This is a genomic window from Collinsella sp. LCP21S3_D3 (genome assembly GCF_052118305.1).
In the GTDB taxonomy this organism is placed as follows: Bacteria; Actinomycetota; Coriobacteriia; order Coriobacteriales; family Coriobacteriaceae; genus Collinsella.
Genome location: NZ_JBQKHK010000006.1, coordinates 97416 through 118680, shown reverse-complemented (window position 1 = coordinate 118680; position 21265 = coordinate 97416). Strand labels below are relative to the sequence as shown.

At 62.9% G+C, this 21265-nt stretch carries 13 protein-coding genes and 4 tRNA genes; all 17 read right to left on the bottom strand.

Features of this window, described 5'->3' with window-relative positions; translation table 11 throughout:
• Window positions 1–138: 138 nt before the first annotated feature.
• On the bottom strand, window positions 139–1482 hold the full coding sequence (locus ACTQ1S_RS04385) for a bifunctional folylpolyglutamate synthase/dihydrofolate synthase (protein ID WP_441547152.1): 1344 nt from the start codon (window positions 1480–1482) through the stop codon (window positions 139–141).
• 279 nt (window positions 1483–1761) lie between these two features.
• Window positions 1762–4458: a valine--tRNA ligase gene (locus ACTQ1S_RS04380; protein ID WP_427719738.1), complete on the bottom strand. Its 2697-nt coding sequence runs from the start codon at window positions 4456–4458 to the stop codon at window positions 1762–1764.
• A 309-nt stretch (window positions 4459–4767) separates the two neighbouring features.
• Entirely contained in the window at window positions 4768–6183 is a 1416-nt protein-coding gene (gene clpX / locus ACTQ1S_RS04375) for an ATP-dependent Clp protease ATP-binding subunit ClpX (protein ID WP_441547151.1), read from the bottom strand.
• 1 nt (window position 6184) lies between these two features.
• Entirely contained in the window at window positions 6185–6805 is a 621-nt protein-coding gene (locus ACTQ1S_RS04370; protein ID WP_022095182.1) for an ATP-dependent Clp protease proteolytic subunit, read from the bottom strand.
• A gap of 163 nt (window positions 6806–6968) precedes the next feature.
• Window positions 6969–8270, bottom strand: a complete 1302-nt coding sequence (gene tig, locus ACTQ1S_RS04365; RefSeq protein ID WP_441547150.1) for a trigger factor — start codon at window positions 8268–8270, stop codon at window positions 6969–6971.
• An 88-nt stretch (window positions 8271–8358) separates the two neighbouring features.
• Window positions 8359–8442 (bottom strand) — tRNA-Leu (locus ACTQ1S_RS04360).
• Between the two features lie 270 nt (window positions 8443–8712).
• Window positions 8713–11544 (bottom strand): molybdopterin-dependent oxidoreductase, encoded by a 2832-nt coding sequence (locus tag ACTQ1S_RS04355; protein WP_441547149.1) that lies wholly within the window; start codon window positions 11542–11544, stop codon window positions 8713–8715.
• The gene (locus tag ACTQ1S_RS04350; protein ID WP_441547148.1) at window positions 11544–12446 is read right to left on the bottom strand and encodes an FAD binding domain-containing protein; all 903 of its coding nucleotides are present in this window, start codon (window positions 12444–12446) and stop codon (window positions 11544–11546) included. The genes ACTQ1S_RS04355 and ACTQ1S_RS04350 overlap by 1 nt, the downstream gene beginning before the upstream one ends.
• A 133-nt stretch (window positions 12447–12579) precedes the next feature.
• The gene (gene gdhA / locus ACTQ1S_RS04345) at window positions 12580–13935 is read right to left on the bottom strand and encodes an NADP-specific glutamate dehydrogenase (RefSeq protein ID WP_154515369.1); all 1356 of its coding nucleotides are present in this window, start codon (window positions 13933–13935) and stop codon (window positions 12580–12582) included.
• Between the two features lie 349 nt (window positions 13936–14284).
• Window positions 14285–14381, bottom strand: a tRNA-Sec gene (locus ACTQ1S_RS04340).
• Window positions 14382–14417: 36 nt separating this feature from the next.
• Entirely contained in the window at window positions 14418–16385 is a 1968-nt protein-coding gene (gene selB / locus ACTQ1S_RS04335) for a selenocysteine-specific translation elongation factor (RefSeq protein WP_441547147.1), read from the bottom strand.
• Window positions 16382–17839 carry an L-seryl-tRNA(Sec) selenium transferase gene (gene selA / locus ACTQ1S_RS04330; RefSeq protein ID WP_441547146.1) on the bottom strand — a complete coding sequence of 486 codons (1458 nt, stop codon included), beginning with the start codon at window positions 17837–17839 and terminating at the stop codon, window positions 16382–16384. The genes selB and selA overlap by 4 nt, the downstream gene beginning before the upstream one ends.
• 140 nt (window positions 17840–17979) lie before the next feature.
• Window positions 17980–18819 (bottom strand): formate/nitrite transporter family protein, encoded by an 840-nt coding sequence (locus tag ACTQ1S_RS04325; RefSeq protein WP_441547145.1) that lies wholly within the window; start codon window positions 18817–18819, stop codon window positions 17980–17982.
• A gap of 39 nt (window positions 18820–18858) precedes the next feature.
• Window positions 18859–19101 carry a hypothetical protein gene (locus ACTQ1S_RS04320; protein WP_441547173.1) on the bottom strand — a complete coding sequence of 81 codons (243 nt, stop codon included), beginning with the start codon at window positions 19099–19101 and terminating at the stop codon, window positions 18859–18861.
• A gap of 549 nt (window positions 19102–19650) precedes the next feature.
• Window positions 19651–19724, bottom strand: a tRNA-Gly gene (locus ACTQ1S_RS04315).
• Window positions 19725–19730: 6 nt separating this feature from the next.
• Window positions 19731–19807 (bottom strand) — tRNA-Pro (locus ACTQ1S_RS04310).
• Between the two features lie 91 nt (window positions 19808–19898).
• Complete coding sequence (gene brnQ / locus ACTQ1S_RS04305) at window positions 19899–21257, bottom strand: branched-chain amino acid transport system II carrier protein (RefSeq protein WP_441547144.1); 1359 nt, start codon at window positions 21255–21257, stop codon at window positions 19899–19901.
• Window positions 21258–21265: the final 8 nt, after the last annotated feature.

Genomic DNA, 21265 nt, shown 5'->3' with positions numbered 1-21265 from the left:
ATTTTTTGAAAATTGACAAGCCTTCTACCTGCGGTTTTGATTTTGCGATTCTCGGCATGGTTGAGGGTAGCCGGTCAAACGTAGTAGATAGGCCCATTTCGTGGCGTGCAGGCAAACTAGCTACCCTGCGGAAGGGATCTAGCGGAGCAGACCGGCAACTTCGCCGGCCAGGGTGATGGTACCTGCTGCTACGAAGGGCTCGCCTGCGGCCTCAAAGGCTGCGAGGGCCTCGGACACGCTGGGGTACACGCCTGCGAGCTTATCGGAATCCACCAGGGCAGCAAGCTCCTCCGCCGGCAGGGCGCGATCGGAATCGGTCTGTGTGACGACCACGCGCGGGAAGGCCGGGATCAGCACGTCGACGATACCCGCCACGTCCTTGTCTGCCAGCGCGGCGCACAGCAACGTGGGGCGATTCTCTACGCACGGATCGATCTCGTCCAAGGCGCTCACAAAGTTCTCGCAGCTCTGGGGGTTATGGCAGGCGTCGATCAGCTTGAGCGGGTCGGTTCCCAACACATCAAAACGGCCCGGCGTGGCACAGCCCATAAGCGAAGCATCAAGCGCCTCGTGGTCGAGCTCGCGACCCAGATACCCCTCGCAGAGCATAATCGCGCACGCGGCATTCTGCGGCTGATACGCCGGCTTAACCATGCTCGACGTATAAATCGCACGCGTCGTGGTGCAGCTAAACTCAACCGTATCGCCCACATGCGCCGGCACCTTGGTCGTGGCGTGGCTCACCACCAGCGGCACCACACCACACTCGCGACAACGGTTGTCCATAACGCGCTGAACGCTCGGCTCATGCGTGCCCTCGCCCAGCACAACCAGGCGTCCGGGCTTAATGACCGCAGCCTTCTCCCCCGCAATGGCCTCGAGCGTATCGCCCAGAATGCGCGTGTGATCGAGTCCGATGCCCGTGATGGCAACGGCAACGGGATCGGTCGCGCTCGTGGCGTCCCAGCGACCGCCCATGCCGACCTCGAGCACGGCGACATCCACGCGAGCCTCGGCAAACACCACAAGCGCGGCGGCCGTCAGCAGGTCAAAAGGCGTGATGGTATAGGCACGCTCCCCCGCCACCGCGCGGCGCGCATTCACTCGATGCCCCGCCTCAACAGCAGCAGAAACGCCACGGGCAAACGCCTCATCGCTCACGACGTGCCCATCGACCTCCATGCGCTCGGAATAGCGAACAAGCTGCGGCGACGTATAAAGCGCAGCCTTGAGCCCCTCGCCGCGAAGGATAGCAGCCGAAAAACGCGTCGTCGAAGTTTTGCCATTGGTACCGGCAACCTGAATGCAATCAAAGTACTCGTCCGGCCGCCCCAGCTCATCGAGCATATCGACAACTGTCTCGAGCAGAGGACCAGCATCCCCAGAAATCCGCCCCGTATCGGCAGCAAGTCCCACAGCCTCACTAAACGAAAGCAAATCAAACGAGAAAGGAACGACATACGACCCAGAACGCTTAGCCATAACCCAAAGTCCCCTCAACATAAAAAGAGGCCCGAATCAACAACGAGCCCTTCCCATTCAAAATATCAGCCAAACACCGCTTTGCAGCAGAATCAAGGCCACAACCAAGTGGCCCTAACTAACCAGTTGCAAACAACCACGTAACCGCACTAGGAGCGGCCCGATGCTTTGCTCGCCGCAAGTTCCGCACGCAAAGGACAGCACTTAATGTGCTGTCCGTCTTGCGCAGGACTGTCCGCAGCGGAGAGCAAAGCGTCGGGACGCGCCCCTCAGTAAGCCCTACGAGAAGTCAGCAACCTGAGCAGTCAGCGCCTCCAGGATCTCCTTGAGCTCAGCTGCACGGTCCCTCTTCTTCTGGACCACCGCGGGCGCGGCCTTGGCCACAAAGCCCTCGTTGGCGAGCGTCTTCTCGCAGCCGGCGAGCTCCTTCTGGGCCGCGGCAATCTCCTTCTCCAGACGTGCCTTCTCGGCCGAAAGGTCAACCTTGCCCTCGAGCACCACAAAGACCTCGACGCCGCTGTCGACCACGGCGATGCTCGCGGCCGGCTTCTCAACATCGGTACCCATGACCAGCGAGGCGGTATTGGCCAGCGGCTCGATGGTCGAGCGCAGGCTCTCGAGCTTCTCGATGTCCTCGGCACCGGCACGCACGACCACGTCGAGCTCGGCCTTGGGGCTCAAGCGATAACGCGAACGCGTGGCACGGGCGGCAGAAACGACGGTGCGACACAGCTCAAACGCGCGCTCGGCGTCCTCATCGACATACTTGACATAGTCGGCAGGCTCGGGCCACTTGGCGATCATGAGCGCCTCGGCGCGGTCCACGTTGCCCTCGGCGTCCAGGTCGAGCACGCTCGCCGGCATGTTGTCCCAGATCTCCTCGGTGACAAACGGCATGAGCGGGTGCATCAGGCGAATAGAGGTATCGAGCACAAAGATCAGGTTTCGCTGCGCCTGCAGACGGCCCTCGCCCTTCAGGCGCGCCTTGGTGACTTCGACGTACCAGTCGCAGACCTCGTTCCAGAAGAACTGCTGAACGCCGCGGGCCATGTCGCCAAAGGTGTAGTTCTCGATGCCCTCGGTAACCATCTTGACGGCCTTGGCCAGACGGCTGAACATCCAGGCGTCGGCCGGCGTCTCTACGACGGGCTCGCCGGGCGTGTAGCCCTCCATGTTCATAAGCAGGAAGCGGCTGGCGTTCCAGATCTTGGTCACAAACGACTTGGCCTGCTCGGTACGCGGGCTGTCGATAAGCTTCTTGGTCTTCTTATCGATGTTCGCGTCAAACTTAACGTCCTGATTGTTGGTGCAGAGTGTCAGCAGGTTGAAGCGCATGGCGTCGGCACCGTACATGCCAATGAGGTCCATGGGGTCAACGCCGTTGCCCTTGGACTTGGACATGCGGCTGCCGTCCTTGGCAAGAATCGTCGGGTAGATGACGACGTCCTTAAACGGCACCTCGTCCAGGAAGTACAGCGAGCTCATGACCATGCGGGCGACCCACAGCGCGATGATATCGCGCGCGGTGACGAGTGCCGTCGTGGGGTGATGCCCCTCGAGTAGCTCCGGCTTTTGCGGCCAGCCCTGCGTGGCGAAAGTCCACAGCTGCGAGCTGAACCAGGTGTCCAGCACGTTCTCGTCCTGATGCACGTGATGACCGCCGCACTTAGGGCACACGTCGGTGTCCTCGGTAAGGGCATCCTCCCAGCCGCAGTCCTCGCAGTAGAACACGGGAATACGGTGGCCCCACCACAGCTGGCGGCTGATGCACCAGTCCTTGAGGTTCTCCATCCAGGTGGTATAGGTCTGCGTCCAACGCGCGGGGTGGAAGGTCACCTTGCCGGAGTTGACGGCATCGAGCGCCGGCCCCTTGAGCTTGTCGACGGCCACAAACCACTGCTCGGACAGCCACGGCTCCAGTGCGGAGTCGCAACGGTAGCAGTGCATGACGGAGTGATCGTGATCCTCGACGTGATCGAGCAGGTCGTGCTCCTCAAACCACTTGATGACGGCCTCGCGGCACTCCTCGCGGGTCATGCCGGTAAACTCGCCGTAGCCCTCGACGACCACCGCATGCTCGTCAAAGATGTTGATCTGCGGCAGGTCGTGGGCCTGACCCATGGCGTAGTCGTTGGGGTCGTGGGCCGGGGTGACCTTGACAAAGCCGGAGCCAAAGTTGGCGTCGACATGCCAATCCTCAAAGATGGGGATCTCGCGGTCGACGATGGGGAGCTTGACGGTCTTACCCACAAAGGCGGCCTTCTCGGGGTCCTTCGGGGAGACGGCCACGCCCGTGTCGCCGAGCATGGTCTCGGGGCGCGTAGTGGCGACGACGATGTAGTCCTGGCCGTTGACCGGCTCGGTCAGCGGGTAGCGCAGATGCCACAGGTGACCCTTCTCGTCCTTATACTCGGCCTCGTCGTCCGAGATGGCGGTGGTGCAGTTGGGGCACCAGTTGACGATGCGCTTGCCGCGGTAGATCAGGCCGTCGTGGTACCAGTCGCAGAACACCTTGCGCACGGCCTGGGCGTAGTCCTCGTCCATGGTAAAGCGCTCGTTATCAAAGTCGACGGAGCAGCCCATACGCTTGATCTGCTCGACGATGATGCCGCCGTACTCGTGGGTCCAATCCCAGCAGGCGTCGACAAACTTATCGCGGCCGATCTCCAGGCGGCTGATGCCCTCGCTCTTGAGCTTCTTGTCGACCTTGGTCTGCGTGGCGATACCGGCGTGGTCGGTACCGAGCACCCAGCGGGTGGACCTGCCGCGCATGCGGGCCATGCGGATGATGGCATCCTGGATGGAATCGTCGGTGGCGTGACCCATGTGGAGCTTGCCGGTCACGTTGGGAGGCGGAATGGTGACAGTGCAGTCGCCCACGCCCTCACGGCGCTTGTAGTAGCCGCCGTCGAGCCACTTCTGCAGGATCGCCGGCTCGTTGGTCGACGGATCGTAGTTTTTGGGCATCTCTTCCATATATCTCTCCCGTCCCACCGGGGAGGAATGTAGGCCCGCCAGGGTCTGCATTCCTCCCCTTAGGTATCAATTACTTCAGTCTGATATGACTTCGCTGAGGCTTAAACAAACACACAGAATAACACAGGTAGTTGGGGTTATTGCGTATATATAAAATAGCCTCCGACCGCGGGTGGTCGGAGGCTATTCAAATTCACATTTGCGAAACCTACCATTTAGGGACAGGTTTATTTTGGTCGGTTTTATATGGGCAAACGTCATTCTCCCTGATAAAACCTGCCAAAATAAACCTGTCCCTTTTTGGCAGGTTTACCCGTAGATGCGCTGGGGCTGTTCGGTGCCCTTTACGGAGGCTTCGGTCACGATGACCTTGGCGACTCCTTCCTCGCTCGGCAGGTCGAACATCGTCTGCTGCAGCACGTCCTCGCAGATGGAGCGCAGGCCGCGGGCGCCGGTCTTGCGGGCAAGCGCCATGCGGGCAATCTCGTGCAGGGCGGCGTCCTCAAACTCAAGTTCAACGTCCTCGAGCTGGAACATCTTGCGGTACTGACGCACAACGGCGTTCTTTGGCTCGGTCAGGATCGATACCAGGTCGTCCTCGTCGAGCGCCTGTGTCTGGGTGACGACGGGCGTACGTCCCACAAACTCGGGGATCATACCAAAGGCGTTGAGGTCCTGCGGAAGCACCTGACGCAGCAGGTCGTTCTCGTCGACCGAGGTGGGGCCGGCGATCTCGGAGTTAAAGCCCACGCCCTTGTTGCCCACGCGATCGGCGATGATCTTGTCCAGACCCACAAAGGCACCACCGCAGATAAACAGGATGTTGGTCGTGTCGATCTGCAGCAGCTCCTGCTGGGGATGCTTGCGGCCGCCGGTGGGCGGAACGCTTGCCACCGTGCCCTCAAGGATCTTAAGCAGCGCCTGCTGAACGCCCTCGCCCGAAACGTCGCGGGTGATGGAGAGGTTCTCGGCCTTGCGGGCGATCTTGTCGATCTCGTCCACGTAGATGATGCCGACCTGCGCACGCTCGATATCGCCATCGGCAGCATTGATGAGCTTGAGCAGGATGTTCTCCACGTCCTCGCCCACGTAACCGGCCTCGGTGAGTGCGGTGGCGTCGGCGATGGCAAACGGCACCTCGAGGATGCGCGCGAGCGTCTGGGCGAGCAAGGTCTTACCGGTACCGGTGGGACCGAGCAGCAAGATGTTAGACTTGGCGAGCTCCACCTCGTCCATATCGTCGTCGAGCCGCGAACCCGCACCCGAGGCCTCGTCAAAGGCCGAAAGCGCGGCGCCGCCCTCGATCACGCGACGGTAGTGGTTGTACACGGCAACCGACATGGCGCGCTTGGCGTCTTCCTGACCCATGACATAGGCCGAAAGCTCGTCATAGATCTCGTGCGGGGTCGGCACGTGCGTGATGACCTGACGTACGTCGTCCTCGAGCTCAAAGCCCTCGGACTCGGGATCCATGGCAGGCTGCCCGGCAGCCTGACCGTGGTCGTTGAGGAAGCCCGGCAGCTTGCCGTTGCAGGCGGCATCCATAAAGTCCGAAGCCAGCGACTCCTCCAAGATCTCGGAGCAGGCGGCAACGCACTCGTCGCAGATAAAGATGTTGGTGGGGCCCTTTACAAGGCGGCGCACCTGACCCTGCTCTTTTCCGCAGAAGGAGCAGCGGATGGGGTTGCCGTTCTCGTCAAAGTTGTCCTGCATGTTACCGGCCATCCTAGGCGTCCTTCGCGGCAAGATCGCGCGAGGTAACGATACGGTCGATCAGGCCATAGTCGAGGGCCTCGGCAGCGGTCAGGTAGTTGTCGCGCTCGGTATCGGCCTGGACCTTCTCGATCGGCTGGCCCGAGGCGTCGGACAAGATCTGGTTGAGCTCGCGACGGGTCTTCTTGATCTCCTCGGCCACGATCTCGATCTCGGTCTGCTGACCCTGGGCACCGCCACTGGGCTGGTGAATCATGACCTTGGAGTGCGGCAGGCAGAAGCGCTTGCCCTTGGCGCCGGCCGAAAGCAGCACGGCGGCCATAGACGCGGCCATACCGACGCAAATGGTGGAGACCTGCGGCTTGATAAAGTTCATAGTGTCCAGAATCGCCAGGCCGGAGTAGACCTCGCCACCGGGCGAATTGATGTAGAGCGAGATATCCTTCTCGGCATCCTGGCTCTCAAGATGCAGCAGCTGGGCAACGACCAGGTTGGCGCTGACGGAGTTGATCTCCTCGCCCAAGAAGATGATGCGGTCGTTGAGCAGGCGCGAATAGATATCGTAGCTGCGCTCGCCGCGCGGCGTCTGCTCGATAACGTATGGCACGAGGGCGGAATCGAACTTAGCGATCATACGCATCTCCATTTCTCTCTTGCGGACCAAATTGGTTCTAGATAAACGTACGGTGCCCGCATGCTATGCATTGGCTGGCACCGTACGAAGCAACCGAATAACCGGTTTATAACTTTACCCCATCACGGGCGCCTGCATGCGCTCGCGGGAAAGGTGGCGAGAATTACTCGGCGTCCTTGGCGGTCTCGTCGACCTCGGTCACCTTGGCGTTCTCGACCAGGTGGTCGACGGCCTTGGAGCGACGGATGGACTCGCGGACGGCAGGCATGCGTCCATCGGCGATGAACTCGGCCTTGGAAGCCTCGACGTCCTTGACGCCGGCCTTCTCGAACTCGGCGTTGACGTCGTCCTCGGTGACCTCGATCTTGAGCTCACGGGCGAGGGCGTCGAGCGCCAGGGACTCGCGGGCAACGTCGTTGGCCTGCTTGTGCAGGTCGCCGATGAACTGCTCCATGGTCAGGCCGGAAGCGGGCAGCCAGGTGTCCAGCGTCATGCCGCGGGCAGCGAGGTTGGACAGGAAGTTCTGGCCAAGCTCCTCAAAGACAGACTGCTCGTAGTCGGCGTCCATCTCCTCGAGCTGCAGGCGCTCGGCGAGAGCGGCGACGCAACGGTTCTCCTTCTCGGCCGGAAGGCGGGAAGCCTTGTCCTGCTCGATCTCGAGCTTGATGGCGTCGCGCATAGCGTCGATGCTGTCGAAGCCAAAGTCGGACTTGACGAGCTCGTCGGTGAGCTCGGGGGTGTTGCGGACCTTGATGCCCTTGACGGTGACCTCGACGGTGTGGGTCTCGGCGTCCTCGCCATCCTCGACCTCGTCGGTCCAGGTGACGGTCTTGACGTCGTCGACGTTAGCACCGATCAGAGCCTCGTTGAACTCCTTGGGGTTGCTGTCGCTACCGGCGATGAGCATGCGGCCCTCGGCAGCGAAGTTGTCGGCGTTCTCGACGGCCTTGAGGTCGACGGTAACGTAGTCCTCGGCCTCGACGGCACGATCCTCGACGTCCTCGAAGGTGGCACGGTAGTTGAGGAGCATCTCGACCTGGTTGTTGATCTCGGACTCGGTGACCTCCGCGGGAGGCATCTCGATCTCGACGGCGTCGTAGGAGGAGAGCTCGGCGGCAGGACGCAGAGAGAACTCGACGGTGTAGGTGTAGTCCTCGTGATCCTTGGCGAGGTCGAGCTCCTTGTAGTCACCGTTCTTGGTGGGGACGATGTCCAGCTCGTTGAGGACGGCGGGCTCGTTGGCGGCGATCAGATCGTTGGTGGCCTGAGCGAGGGTGGCCTCGGCGCCAAGAGCAGCGTCGATGACCGGACGGGGAGCCTTGCCGGCACGGAAGCCCGGGAAGCGGTACTTCTTGGCGGTGTCCTTGTAGGCCTTCTTGATCGCGGCGTCGACGTCGGCGGCCGGAATGGTGACCGTAGCGGTGAGCTTGGCGTCCTTGACGTCAGAAGCGGTGATGTTCAACACGTTCCTCCTCATACTGCCCAGCTTATCTGAGGTGCTGGTACCTTTATGCAACAAAGTGTCGCGACGGCCGAGGCCGACGCAGGTGCGTTGGTGCGGGCGAAAGGACTCGAACCTTCACGGGAATCCCACCAGAACCTAAATCTGGCGCGTCTACCAATTCCGCCACGCCCGCATGAGCGCACAGACTAGGAATGATAGCAGATACGAACGGCAAGCGCACGCACACCTTTTTAGGCCCACGACCTCACCACGAGTTACAGCGGAACAGGGTAGCTAATTTGGGACGGGGCTTTTTTAGCTACCCCCACAAGCGGGGTAGCTAAAAAAGCCCCGTCCCAAATTAGCTACCCCCATCGGCTATCTCCCGCAGCCCACAATTCGGTTGAAAAGTGGGCTGCAGTTTCCTCGGGCTTGCCACAGAGCGGCGGCTGCCGCGCCTCGCCTACTCCCCCAGCAGGGCCTTCTCGGGCGTGATCGGCAGCGAGCGAACCTGGTGGCCGGTGGCGTGCGCCACGGCCGAGGCAACGGCGGCGAGCGGTGTGTTGATGACGACCTCGCCGATCGACTTGGCGCCAAACGGGCCCGTCGGCTCGTAGCTCGGCTCAAAGGCCACGCGAATGCTGCCGATATCCAGGCGCGTGGGCAGCTTGTAGCTCATAAAGTTACCGGTGCGCAGGCGGCCGCGGTCGTCGTGCTCGACAATCTCGTAGAGCGCGTGACCGATGCCCTGGGCAATGCCGCCCTCGGCCTGGACGCGCGCGAGCGCCTCGTTGATCACGGTGCCGCAGTCCACAGCCGCCGCATAGTCCACCACAGTCACCTTGCCGGTGGCCTTGTCGACCTCGACCTCGGCAATGCCGGCCATAAACGGCGGAGGCGAAACGGGCAGGCAGGCAGAAGCATGCGAGGTGAGTGCGTCGCCGCCCGCGATGTTCTTTACGCACAGGTTGGCAAAGTCGCGCAGCGTGAGGTAGCGGCCGCACTCGCGAGCGGCGCGCTCGTCAGACAGACGCACGTACTGGCCGTCGAAGACCACGTCGGCGGCGTCCACGTCCCACATCTGGGCGGCCTTGGCGCAGATCTTCTCGCGCAGCTCGGTCGCGGCATTCTTGGCTGCCAGGCCCGTCACGTACGTGCCCGAGCTCGCGTACGAGCCGGCATCGAACGGCGAGACGTCGGTGTCCACGCCGCGCACCACGATAAGCGAGCTCTCCACGCCCAGCTCCTCGGCGGCAATCTGCGCCAGGATCGTGTCGACACCCATGCCGTTATCGGTGGCGCCGGTGCCGATGGTAATGAAGCCGTCCTCTTCCAGGCGCATGTCGATGCCGCCGATATCCACGTTGGAGATGCCCGAGCCCTGCATGGTGAGCGCGCAGCCCAGAGCACGCACGCGGTCGCCCAGGTCCACGGCCAGCGGCTTGTCGCGCCAGCCGATCATGTCCATCGCACGCAGCAGGCAGCGGTCGAGCGCGCAGGCGTTGAGCTTTTCGTTGTAATACTGCGGCATAATCTCGCCCTCGCGCACGATGTTCTTAAGGCGCAGGTCGGCGGGATCCATGTGCAGCATATCGGCGAGCTCGTTGACGGCGCTCTCCACGGCAAACTGGCCCTGGGTGGCGCCGTAGCCGCGATACGCACCGCCGCGGTTGGTGTTGGTGTAGACGGCGTCCCACCTAAAGCGGCTCGCCTTCACGTGGTTGTAGATGGGCAGGCTCTTGTGACCCGAGAGGCCGATTGTCGTGGTGGCATGCTCGCCATACGCGCCGGCGTTGGACAACGTGTGCAGGTCGATGGCCGTGATGGTGCCGTCTTTCATGGCGCCCAGCTTGACGGTCATCTGCATCTGGTGACGCGAGTTGCCCGCAGTGATGGTCTCCTCGCGGGTGTAGCAGCAATAGCTCGGACGGCCGGTCTGCTGCGTCACGAACGCCACGAAGATCTCGCAGCAGCCCGTCTGCTTGGAGCCAAAGCCGCCGCCGATGCGCGGCTTAATAACCTGCACCTGCGACTGCGGAATGTCGAGCGACTGCGCGACCATGCGGCGCACATGGAAGGGCACCTGCGTGGAGGTGGTCACCGAGATGCGGCCGAACGCGTCGGTCGTCGCGAAGGCACGGAAGGTCTCCATGGGCGCGGTCTGCGTGGCCTGGCTGGTGTAGGTGCGCTCAAAGACGATGTCGCTCTGGGCGAAGGCCTCGTCCAGGTCGCCAAAATCGCTGGTACCGCTGCACACCAGGTTGCGAGCAACGTCGCCGCCCTGCGGGAACATAAAGGTCACGTCGCCCTCGGGGTGGACCACGATGTCGTTATCGAGCGCCTGGGTAAAGTCGAGCAGGGGCTCGAGCACCTCGTAGTCGACCTTGATGAGCTTGAGTGCCTTGTCGGCGGCCTCCTCGGTCTCGGCGGCGACGATCGCCACCTCCTCGTTTTGGTAGCGCACCAGGTTCTCGAGGATCAGGCGGTCGTAGGGGCTCGGCTGCGGATAGCTCTGGCCGGCGATGGTAAAGCGGCGCTTGGGCACGTCCTCGTAGGTGTAGACGCCCACGACGCCGGACACCTTCAGGGCGCGCGACGTATCGATGGAGCGGATCTTGGCACGGGCATACGGGCTGCGCTTGAGCTTGACGATAAGGGCGCCGGCGGGCACCAGGTCTCCTGTGTAGACGGGACGCCCCTCGAGCAGGGCCTTCGAGTCCTTCTTGGGCTGCTTATGGGTGATCTGCTTGTACGAGACGCCATCGCAGCTGGTGTCGTTGACCGGAAGCTCGGGCATCTCAAAGCCCACCTGCACGCCGGACTCGTTAAGGAAGCGGACGATGGCGCGCAGCTGGCTCTCGTAGCCGCTGCAACGGCAGAGGTTGCCGGCCAGCTGGCGCGACAACTCCTCGCGCGTGGCGACGAGGCTCGGGTCCTCCTTGGCGGCGCGGGCAAGCGCCAGCACGTTCATGATAAGACCGGGGGCGCAAAAACCGCACTGCTCGGCACCTTCGGCAGCCATTGCGTGGGCGAGCGCCTCGGACTCGGCCTTGAGGCCCTCGAGCGTGGTGACGGAGCGGCCCTCGACGCGCGCAGCGGGAACCGAGCAGCTCAGCACCGGGTCGCCATCGAGCCACACCGTGCACAGGCCGCAGTTAGTAGTCTCGCAGGCGCAGCGCACCGACGCGCAGCCCTGCTCGCGCAGCAGCGCAAAGAGCATGGTGTCGGGGGCAATCTGAACCTTGACCTTGCGGCCGTTGAGCGTAAAGGAAAGATCGATGAGTTTGGCAGCCATTAGCGCACCTCGCTAGAATCGACGCCGGGCACGCGGCGGCAGGAATACTCGTCCGTGGCAAACTTAGGCACTTGCACGCCCTCGAGCTCGCGGGCAAGCGAGGCCGAAAGCTCGATGCCGGCGGCGCGGCGCACGGCCTGCACGGCAAGCGGCGCCGAGATACGACGACGGTACTCGGCTGAGCCCCACAGGTTGGTGCCGTAGCTCAGTGCGCGTACGGACGTGGCCAGGGCGCGCAGCTCGTCCTCGGAAGGCTGCTCGCTCACCAGGCCGCACGCCTCGCCCTGCAGCAGGGTCGCGCGCAGCGGGCGGGCGCCCACGGTGACATGCCAGCTGTTGTCCCACCAGGCGGCGGTGACGTTTAAGGAGGGGAAGTCGGTCGCGGCCTTGCGCACGGCCTCGTAGCTTGCACGGTAATCGTGCTTAACGACCACCACGTGCTCAATCACGTCGCGCACGTAACCCATATCCACGAACTCGGCGAGCGGCACGCGGCCGGCACCCGTCAGCTCAACGTACGAATCGAGCGCCAAAAAGGCCGAGAGCACGTCCGAGAAACCAAAGCGACCGTAGATGCTGCCGCCCACCGTGGCGGTGTTGCGCAGCTGCACGCCCACGATATCGTGGACGGCGAACTCAAAGACATGGTTGACAAGCGCGTTGAGCTCGGCATGGCGCTCGAGCTGGCGCAGGGTGCACATGGCACCGATGCGAAACTCGGTCTCGGTCTCCTCGATCTGATCGAGTCCGCAGGCCGAAAGGTCAATCGCCGTCGCCACGCGACGTGAACCCAGGCGCATCCAGATGCCGCCGCCCACAATCTTGTTGTTGCGGTTCTTCTGTAAGAGCTCATAGGCTTCGGCCGCGTTTCCAACGCGAACGTAGGTACCGAACTTGAGCACGTTCTCCCCCATCTCTTCACTTGTCCAGTACCTCTAAGTGTACCAAACGAGGGCGCACAGCCCTCGCCACCATAGAAAAAGGCTCCCAGCCGGATGGCTGGGAGCCTCATCACATGCTATGTCAAGCGAAGATTTAGCAGACGCCCTGGGCGAGCATGGCGTCGGCGACCTTCAGGAAGCCGGCGATGTTGGCGCCCATGACAAAGTTGCCCTCCTGGCCGTACTCCTTGGCGGTGTCGTCCACGTTGTGGAACATGCCGCGCATGAGCTGCTCGAGCTTGCCGTCGACCTCCTCGAAGGTCCAGGACAGGTGCTCGGCGTTCTGGCTCATCTCCAGGCCGGACACGAGCACGCCGCCGGCGTTGGCAGCCTTACCGGGCATAAAGGCGACGCCGTTCTCCTGGAAGTAAGTCGTGGCCTCGATGGTCGTGGGCATGTTCGCGCCCTCGCCGACCACCTTGCAGCCGTTGGCGACGAGCGCCTGGGCGTCCTCGAGCAGCAGCGTGTTCTCGCGAGCGCAGGGCAGCGCGATGTCGCAGGGCAGCTGCCACACGCCGCGGCCGTCGCCCTCGTGCCACACGGCGTTGGGCTTCTCGTCAACATACATGGCGAGCGTGACGCCCTTGTCGTGGCCGGAGCGTTTCTTGTTGTAGACGTGCTCGAGCACGGTGTAGTCGATGCCGTCGGGATCCTCGACCCAGCCGTGGGTATCGGAGCAGGCGAGCACCTTGCCGCCGAGCTGAGCGACCTTCTGGACCGCGTAGATAGCGACGTTACCGGAGCCGTGAACGACAACGTTCTTGCCCTCGAAGGAGTCGCCGCGGCTCTTGAGGTACTCGTCCACAAAGTAGACCAGACCGTAACCGGTGGCCTCGGTACGGGCGAGCGAGCCGCCAAAGGAGAGGCCCTTGCCGGTAAGGACGCCGGTCCACTCGTTGGTCAGGCGCTTGTACTGACCGAACATGTAGGCAACCTCGCGGCCGCCAACGCCCAGGTCGCCGGCGGGAACGTCGGTGTTGGGGCCAATGTGGCGATAGAGTTCGGTCATGAAGGACTGGCAGAAGTGCATGATCTCGTTGTTGGACTTGCCCTTGGGGTCAAAGTCGGAGCCGCCCTTGCCGCCGCCCATGGGAAGGGTGGTCAGGCTGTTCTTGAGGATCTGCTCCAGACCCAGGAACTTGAGCATACCCAGGGTGACCGTCGGGTTAAAGCGCAGGCCGCCCTTGTAGGGTCCAATGGCAGAGTTGAACTCGACGCGGTAACCGCGGTTGACCTGAACCTTGCCCTGATCGTCGACCCAGGGAACACGGAACATGACGATACGCTCGGGCTCGACGAGGCGCTCCAGCAGGGCGGCCTCCTCGTACTCGGGATGGGCGTCGAGCGCCGGCTGGATGGTGCCGAGGATCTCGGTCGCGGCCTGGATGAACTCAGGCTGCTCGGGATAGCGGGCCTTGAGCTCTTCGAGAACTTTCTGCGTGTAGCTCATGCTTCCTCCAATGATGGGAAACGAAAATGTCGGTCACGGCACCCTATGCGCCGCGAACTTTATCGTGTATGGATAATATCGCACTGTTGCAGCAAAGTTTCGCATAAGCCGACGAGCAGATGTTTCATTTTGATTACGATGCAGGTAGAAGCGTTTTTGAGCACCCGACGTAGAAATCGCGTGTTTCGAAGCTGTTTCGTCCACATGTTCCAAACCACCACATTGGGGACACATGATGCGCCCGGGCACACCGGCGGCAAGACAGACGACACGGCCGACCCGCACAAAAACAAAACAGCGCCTTTGCGGCAAGCAGCAAGACCGCGAGCGCAAAAGCGCTGGTAGCGTGTGGCGGGAACGTATGTGAATCGAACACATCCAAGACGTTTTGCACGCCTCGCAACGGTTTTGAGGACCGCGGAGCCCACCGGAGCCCATCCGTTCCCAAGTGCGGCGGTATTTTACCAAACCGACCAGCCAGTCTAGCGTAGGGACCTCAGGCCGCCGGCTTCCTTGTCGAGCACCGTAAAGCGCACGGCATCCAGGTGCTCCAAGATGCTGATGGCACGTTTGCGCGACACACCCAGCGCCTCGCGCAGCACGCTCGTGGTGGCAGCGCCGCCGGCTGCCTCAATGGCGGCGGCGACAAGCTCGCGCGCATGGGCTTCCGACATGGCAGACAGGGCAACGTCGCGCTCGACCTTAACGATCGAGCGGTTGAGCGAAAGCTCGCGCAGGGCGCGCGTCATGGTGTCGCGGTCGAGCTGCAGTCGCTCACCCACCTCGGGCAGCGTCGGCGCATCGAGGCCGGCCCCGTCGAGCAGCGCCGCAATGCGCTCACACGCCTCGCGCACCACACGCGCCGCGGCAGCAGCGGAGTGCGGGTCGAACACCTCGGTGCCCTCGGCGGCGCACACGCCACGCGAGCAGCCCTCGGCAATCAGAGCCGCGGCAACGCCTTCATCGGCGGCAGGCCACGCAGCCTGGACAACGGCGCCGGGCGTAAAGCCCGTCTCCTTGGGAGCCGCCGCGTGCATGGCAGACAGGGTCGCCGCCAGCGTACCCATCGCGGCATCGAGCACGGCGCCATTCGCATACAACGTGCCGCCCGAGCCGGCAAGCTCGCAAACAACACCTCGCGCCACCAACTCGCCCAGCGCGGCATCAACCTCACCGGCAACAAGATCGAGCGCCTCGGCAACATCAGCCGCCGCAACCGGCAGTGCTTGCAGCGCCAGCCACGCGTCTACGCCAGCAACGGCATCGCCGGCTTCAAGCGCCGCAAACAGCGCACGCTCGCCGGCCGAAAGCTCGCGCGAGCGACGGCAGCGCGAAAGCAGCACACGCCCGCCGCCGATGAGCATAACGGGCGAATACGACAGCACCACGGCATGGTCTCCGGCGCGCAGCGGCAATGGCTCCTCCAGGCGCACCTGCACGGTACGGGTCTCGCCCACCGCCATGGGGGCCTCGCCCTCCAAAAGCATGACGCGGCCGACGATCTCGGCCGTGCCGGCCATCACGTGCACGCGCGCGCCCGACTCGAGCACGCGCGGCTTGGCGCCCTCGCGGCCCAGGTAGGTAAACGTCATCATAAAGCGCAACGTCTGACCAAAGCGACCCTCCACGCCCAGCATCTCACCACGGTCAAGCGCCGCGACACCGTCACCGACCAGGTTGAGCGCCACGCGTTGCCCAGGCAGCGCGCGCAGCGTATCGCCATGCACCTGAATCCCGCGCACACGACAGACCGTACGCGACGGCAAAGCCATCAGCTCGTCGCCCACCGCAACTGGCGCATCGTGCAGCGTTCCCGTAACGACGGTGCCGACACCCTTGATCGTAAAGCAGCGGTCAATCGGCAGGCGAGACGAGGCATCGCTCCGATCGGAACGGTCGCGGCAAGCATCCCAGCAGGCACTTACCTGCTCGTCGACCACCGCAAGCAGCCCGTCGATCCCCTCGCCCGTCTTGGACGACACGGGCACAATCGGCGCGCCCGCAAACACGGTACCCGACAAAAAGTCATCGACATCGAGCTCGGCAAGCTCGGTCATCTCGGCATCGGCCAGGTCGCACATCGTCAGCGCGACCACCATATGCGTAACGCCCAGCAGCTCCAGCACATGCACGTGCTCGCGGGTCTGCGGCATCACGCCCTCGACGGCCGAAACCACCAGCACGGCCACGTCGATACCCGTGGCGCCCTGCACCATGGCGCGCAAGTAGTGGGCATGTCCAGGCACGTCGACCAGGCCGACAATCTTGCCACTCGGCAGCGCCAGCTCGCCAAAGCCAAGCTCAACGGTCATACCTCGACGACGCTCAACCTCCAGACGGTCGGGATTCTTGCCGGTCAGTGCCTCGATCAATGCCGACTTACCGTGGTCGACGTGGCCCGCCGTGCCAACGATAACGGGACACTCCACCAGCGCCTGGACCTCACTCATCGAGCAATCGCCTTCTCAACGCATGCGGCAAGCGTCGACGCCGCCGTCTCGATATCGCGGTCGCCCACGAGCGTACGAACGTCAAACAAAATGCGATCGTGCGAGGTTCGCGTGACGACCGGCGTGTCGAAGTCCTGGACAAGCGAGCGCTTGAGCGCATCGACCGTCAGGCGCGCGTCAACAAGACGCACGGCAACGCACATCGTGGGCAACTCCATGGTAGGCAGCGAGCCGCCACCGGGGGTCGACGATTCCTCGACGATCTCCACCTGAACGGCGCACGGGCAACCGGCCTTATCGAGCCCGGCGACCATACGATCGCGCAGCTTGCGGGCACGTCGCTCCAAATGGGCCTGCGGCAGCGTAAGCATGCTGAGCACCGGAATATCGCGATGGGCAACATCGGCGCCGTCCATGTAGATACGCAGCGTGGCCTCGAGCGCCGTAAGCGCCAACTTGCCCGGACGCAGAGCGCGCATGAGCGGATGTGCGCCGCAGGCCTGGACCAGATCGCGACGGCCCATGATGATGCCCGCCTGCGCCGCGCCCAGCAGCTTATCGCCCGAGCACGACACGATATCGAGCCCCGCCGCGACCGAAGCCGGTGTGGGTTCCTCGCCACCGCGCACCAGGATGTCATCGGGCAGGAGCGCGCCCGAACCCTGGTCCTCATAGAACAGCAGGCCATGCTTGTGAGCAAGCGCCGCAAGCTCCCGAGAGCTCACCTCCTCGTGAAAGCCCTCGATGCGATAGTTGGAAGGATGGACCTTGAGAATCATGGCCGTATCGGGCGTGATGGCTTGCTCATAATCTGCTAGGTGCGTGCGGTTGGTGGCGCCGACCTCGACGAGCTTGGCGCCCGAAGACGCCATGACATCGGGGATGCGAAAGCTGCCGCCGATCTCGACAAGCTCGCCGCGGCTAACGACGACCTCCTTGCCTGCGGCATGGGTCGCCAGCACCAGCAGCACCGCGGCGGCGTTGTTGTTGACCACAAGCGCGTCCTCGGCACCGGTGAGCGAGCGGATCAGATGCGCGGCGTGTTCCTTGCGCGACCCGCGCGAGCAGGTGTCCACGCTGTACTCGAGCGTACTGTACCCGCGCGCAACCTCGGCCACGGCCTTTGCCGCCGACTCCGCGAGCGGGGCGCGGCCCAAGTTGGTATGGATGACCACGCCCGTGGCGTTGACGGCAGGGCGCAGGCTCGGCAGCGCGGAGCGGTGCGCACGCCACCCGATCGCCGAGGCCAGGTCGCGCTTAGAGCGCGGGGCGGCACCGGCGCGAATGGCGGCGCGTTCCTCGTCGAGCTCGGCCGTGACGGCGGCATGCACCACCGCGTCGCAGGTCTCCCCCGCCGCCTTCACTACCGGCCACTCGGCGAGCAGCTCGTTGACGGAGGGAATGGCGCGCAGGCGGGCGCGAACCTCATCGGACATGTTCTGGCTATCGCTCATGTGCGGCCTTTCAAACCCAAAGGTGAATCAATCGTTCGAACGTCAAACTATCAGCCGATTCGATCGGCTGAGTCAATCAATCGCTATTATCCTCGCACGGCGACGCCCCGCGGGAGGTCCAACGTCAAACAGACGGTACCCTACGCCTCAGACTTCTTGGCGTAGATAAACCAGTAGCCGATCGCGACCAGAACCGCACCGCCCACGATGTTGCCCAGCGTGGCGGCGGACAGGTTAAACGCAATGCCCGCGGCGTTGAGCGCATCGGCGCCGGCGACGTCGGCACCATAGCCGCACGCGTGCATCACGGCACCCATGGGCAAAAAGTACATATTGGCAACGCAGTGCTCAAAACCGCAGGCCACAAAGGCGGCGATGGGCAGCAGAATGCCCACGACCTTATCGACCACGGTCTTGCCGGCGGTACCGATCCACACGGCCAGGCACACAAAGATGTTACACAGGATGCCGCGGAAGAAGATCGTCAGCCAGTCGATCGTCACCTTGCCGGCGGCGACACTCACCATGGAATTGGCGACCGCCTCGCCGTTGAGCTTGTAAATGCCGGCCATGTACACCAAAAAGACGATGAACAAGGCACCGGCAAAGTTGCCAAGCCACACGACGAGCCATGCCTTGAGCATCTGGACCAGGGTGATCTTTTTGCTCTTGAGCGCGCAGACCATAAGCGAATTACCGGTGAACAACTCGGCGCCACACACCAGCACCAGCACCAGGCCCAGGCAAAAGCACAGGCCGCCCACGACGCGCTGGGCACCCCAGCCCAGCGTGCTGTCGCTCAAAAACACCGTAAAGAACAGACCGCCGAAGGCGATAAACGCACCGGCGAACATTGCCAACAGAAAGGCCTTATCGACCGGCAGGTTAGCCTTGGTCACGCCGGCGGCCTCGGTCTTGGCCTCGATCGCGGCGGGCGCCAGGCAATCGGGAGCAGGGTACTCCACCTTGAAATCTGCCATGTCAATCACTTCTTTCCTAATCACCAGGGACAAGCGCTGCTACAGCTCCTGTCCCAAGCGGACAAAGTGGGAAAAGTCGTTGGCGGCCACGGCGTCGTACACGGCGTCAACGGCGTCAAAGACTTCCGGGGACATGGGGTTGTAGAACTCCGTGTCGCCCGGCTGAATCCCTATGAAGAAGATATCATCGCACGATTGCTCGATTTCTTCGATCAGAATCGACAAAGGGAGCGAATGCGCGGTGAACATCGACTTGCGGGCCACGTCGCGTTTGTCGAGCAGGCGGATGGTGCCACCTGCTGAGCATGCAGGCCAAAGTCGTCGTCAAACACCGAGATGCCGGCCTTGGCCGACCCGCGAAAACCGCGTTCGTCGAGCAGCGCATCGCAGGCCTCGAGTAGCGACGGCACGTGCCAACCATAATCTGCCAGATAATAGCCGGCGTTTCCTGGCCGAGCAATCTCAACCTGAAGCGCAGGTGCAAGTTGCGGTGAAATACGGACTACATGGGCCATAAAAGCCGGAAAACAGTCCGTATTTCACCGCAACTTAGGAGGGGATGTGGGGTTCCCAGCATGTATATGGAAATGCTCTGCTTCCAAAAGGAAGCAGAGCCATTCATCAATCTTATGGAGCGGGCGACGGGAAGTCCAAGGGTTTGCTTCGCAAACCCTTGTTTCGCTGCGGGCCATTGGCCCTTGCGTGCTGCGCTGGAAAATGCTCACGCATTTTCTCAGCTTCGCACCCTGCCGGGTTCGATTCCCGTCGCCCGGCACGCTTATGAAAACGGCTCTGGCACCAAATGGAGCCAAAGCCGTTAAAACTATCCTATGGAGCGGGCGACGGGAATCGAACCCGCGTCATCAGCTTGGAAGGCTGGGGTTCTACCATTGAACTACGCCCGCAAGATATGGTCGGGACGACAGGATTTGAACCTGCGACATCCTGCTCCCAAAGCAGGCGCGCTACCAAACTGCGCCACGTCCCGAAGGTGTTGAGCAGCTAAGGTCTAAACCTTGCGTGTCCCAAAGCGAAGGAAATTATAGGAGAGACTTCCCGCCTGTGCAAGCGACGATACCCTAGCTCCTCGAATGTGCGACAAACTGGCTATGAACCAGACCGATCACAAACGCCACCACAGCGACCGGCGCCCACGCAGCGCCGATATCTGCCAGCGGCAGCGCATCAAACGGCAGCCACGCGCCCGCAAAGAACGCGTCGCGGACCGAGGTGATCACGCTCTGCACCGCGACGACGCCGCCGACCCAAACCCACACCCGCGGATGCGCGTCGCAAAAGCCGTGCACCAGGCCCATAAGCACCAGCACGATGGCAACGGGATACAAGGCGTTGAGCATGGGCACCGAGAACATGAGGATCGCGTCGAGGCCCACGTTGGAGAGCACGCAAGAAAACGCCGCGAACACAAAGGCGAGAACCGCGAAGGGACGGCGCATAGCCTCCTCGGAAGCCTCCGCTCCCCCTTCGACCACATACGTCTCGCAGAAGTAGCGCGAGCAGCAGCTGATGAGGCCGATGCACACGTTCATGCAGGCGAGGAAAAAGATCGCAAAGACCACGATCGTGCCGGCAAGACCAAAGTGCATGGAGGCAGAGCGGGCAAGGATGGCGGCACCGTTGGTGGCATCGGGCATAACCGTGCCGAGCTGCATGCCGGCAAGCGCCAGGCCGCAGTAGATGATGGCCATGAGCACGCCGGCGATCACACCAGAACGCGAGATCTCGAAGGCCACGCGCTTGTCATCGGTCACGCCCAGCTCGTGGATGGTCTCGGCGATGATAATGCCAAAGGCGAGCGACGCAAGCAGGTCCATGGTCTGGTAGCCGGTCAAAAAGCCCTGCACGGCAGCGCCTGCATCGTAGGGAGTCTGAGGCGCGGCAGCGGGACCCAACGGCGAGACCACGGCGGCACCCACGACCAGCACGATGAGCGCAATGAGCGCGGGGCCCGTAATGCGGCCGAGCACGCGCGTGATAACGCCCGGACGCAGCGTGAGCACAAACGCGACGACAAAGAAGCCAACGGCAAACACCAGACGTGCCGTGCCGAGCGAGACGCCCTCCGGCAGCAGCGGCACCAGCATCTCGAAGGCCGTGGAGCTCGTGCGCGGAATAGCCAGGCACGGGCCGATGGCTAGATACACCGCCGCAACGAAGAATTCGCCAAACTTAGGATGCACACGCCCGGCCAGCTCGCGCGCCGTTCCGGCAAGCGCCACGGCGATAAAGCCCATGACGGGCAGGCCGATGGCGGCAATCAGAAAGCCGAGCATGGCGAGCGGCGTGGCAGAGCCTGCCTGGAGCGCCAACAGCGGCGGAATAATGAGGTTGCCGGCGCCAAAGAGCATCGAGAACAGGGCGATGCCGACGGTAACGACATGGTCGGAGCGCAGGCCGCGCGGGGCGGATGAGGCCATGGGACCAC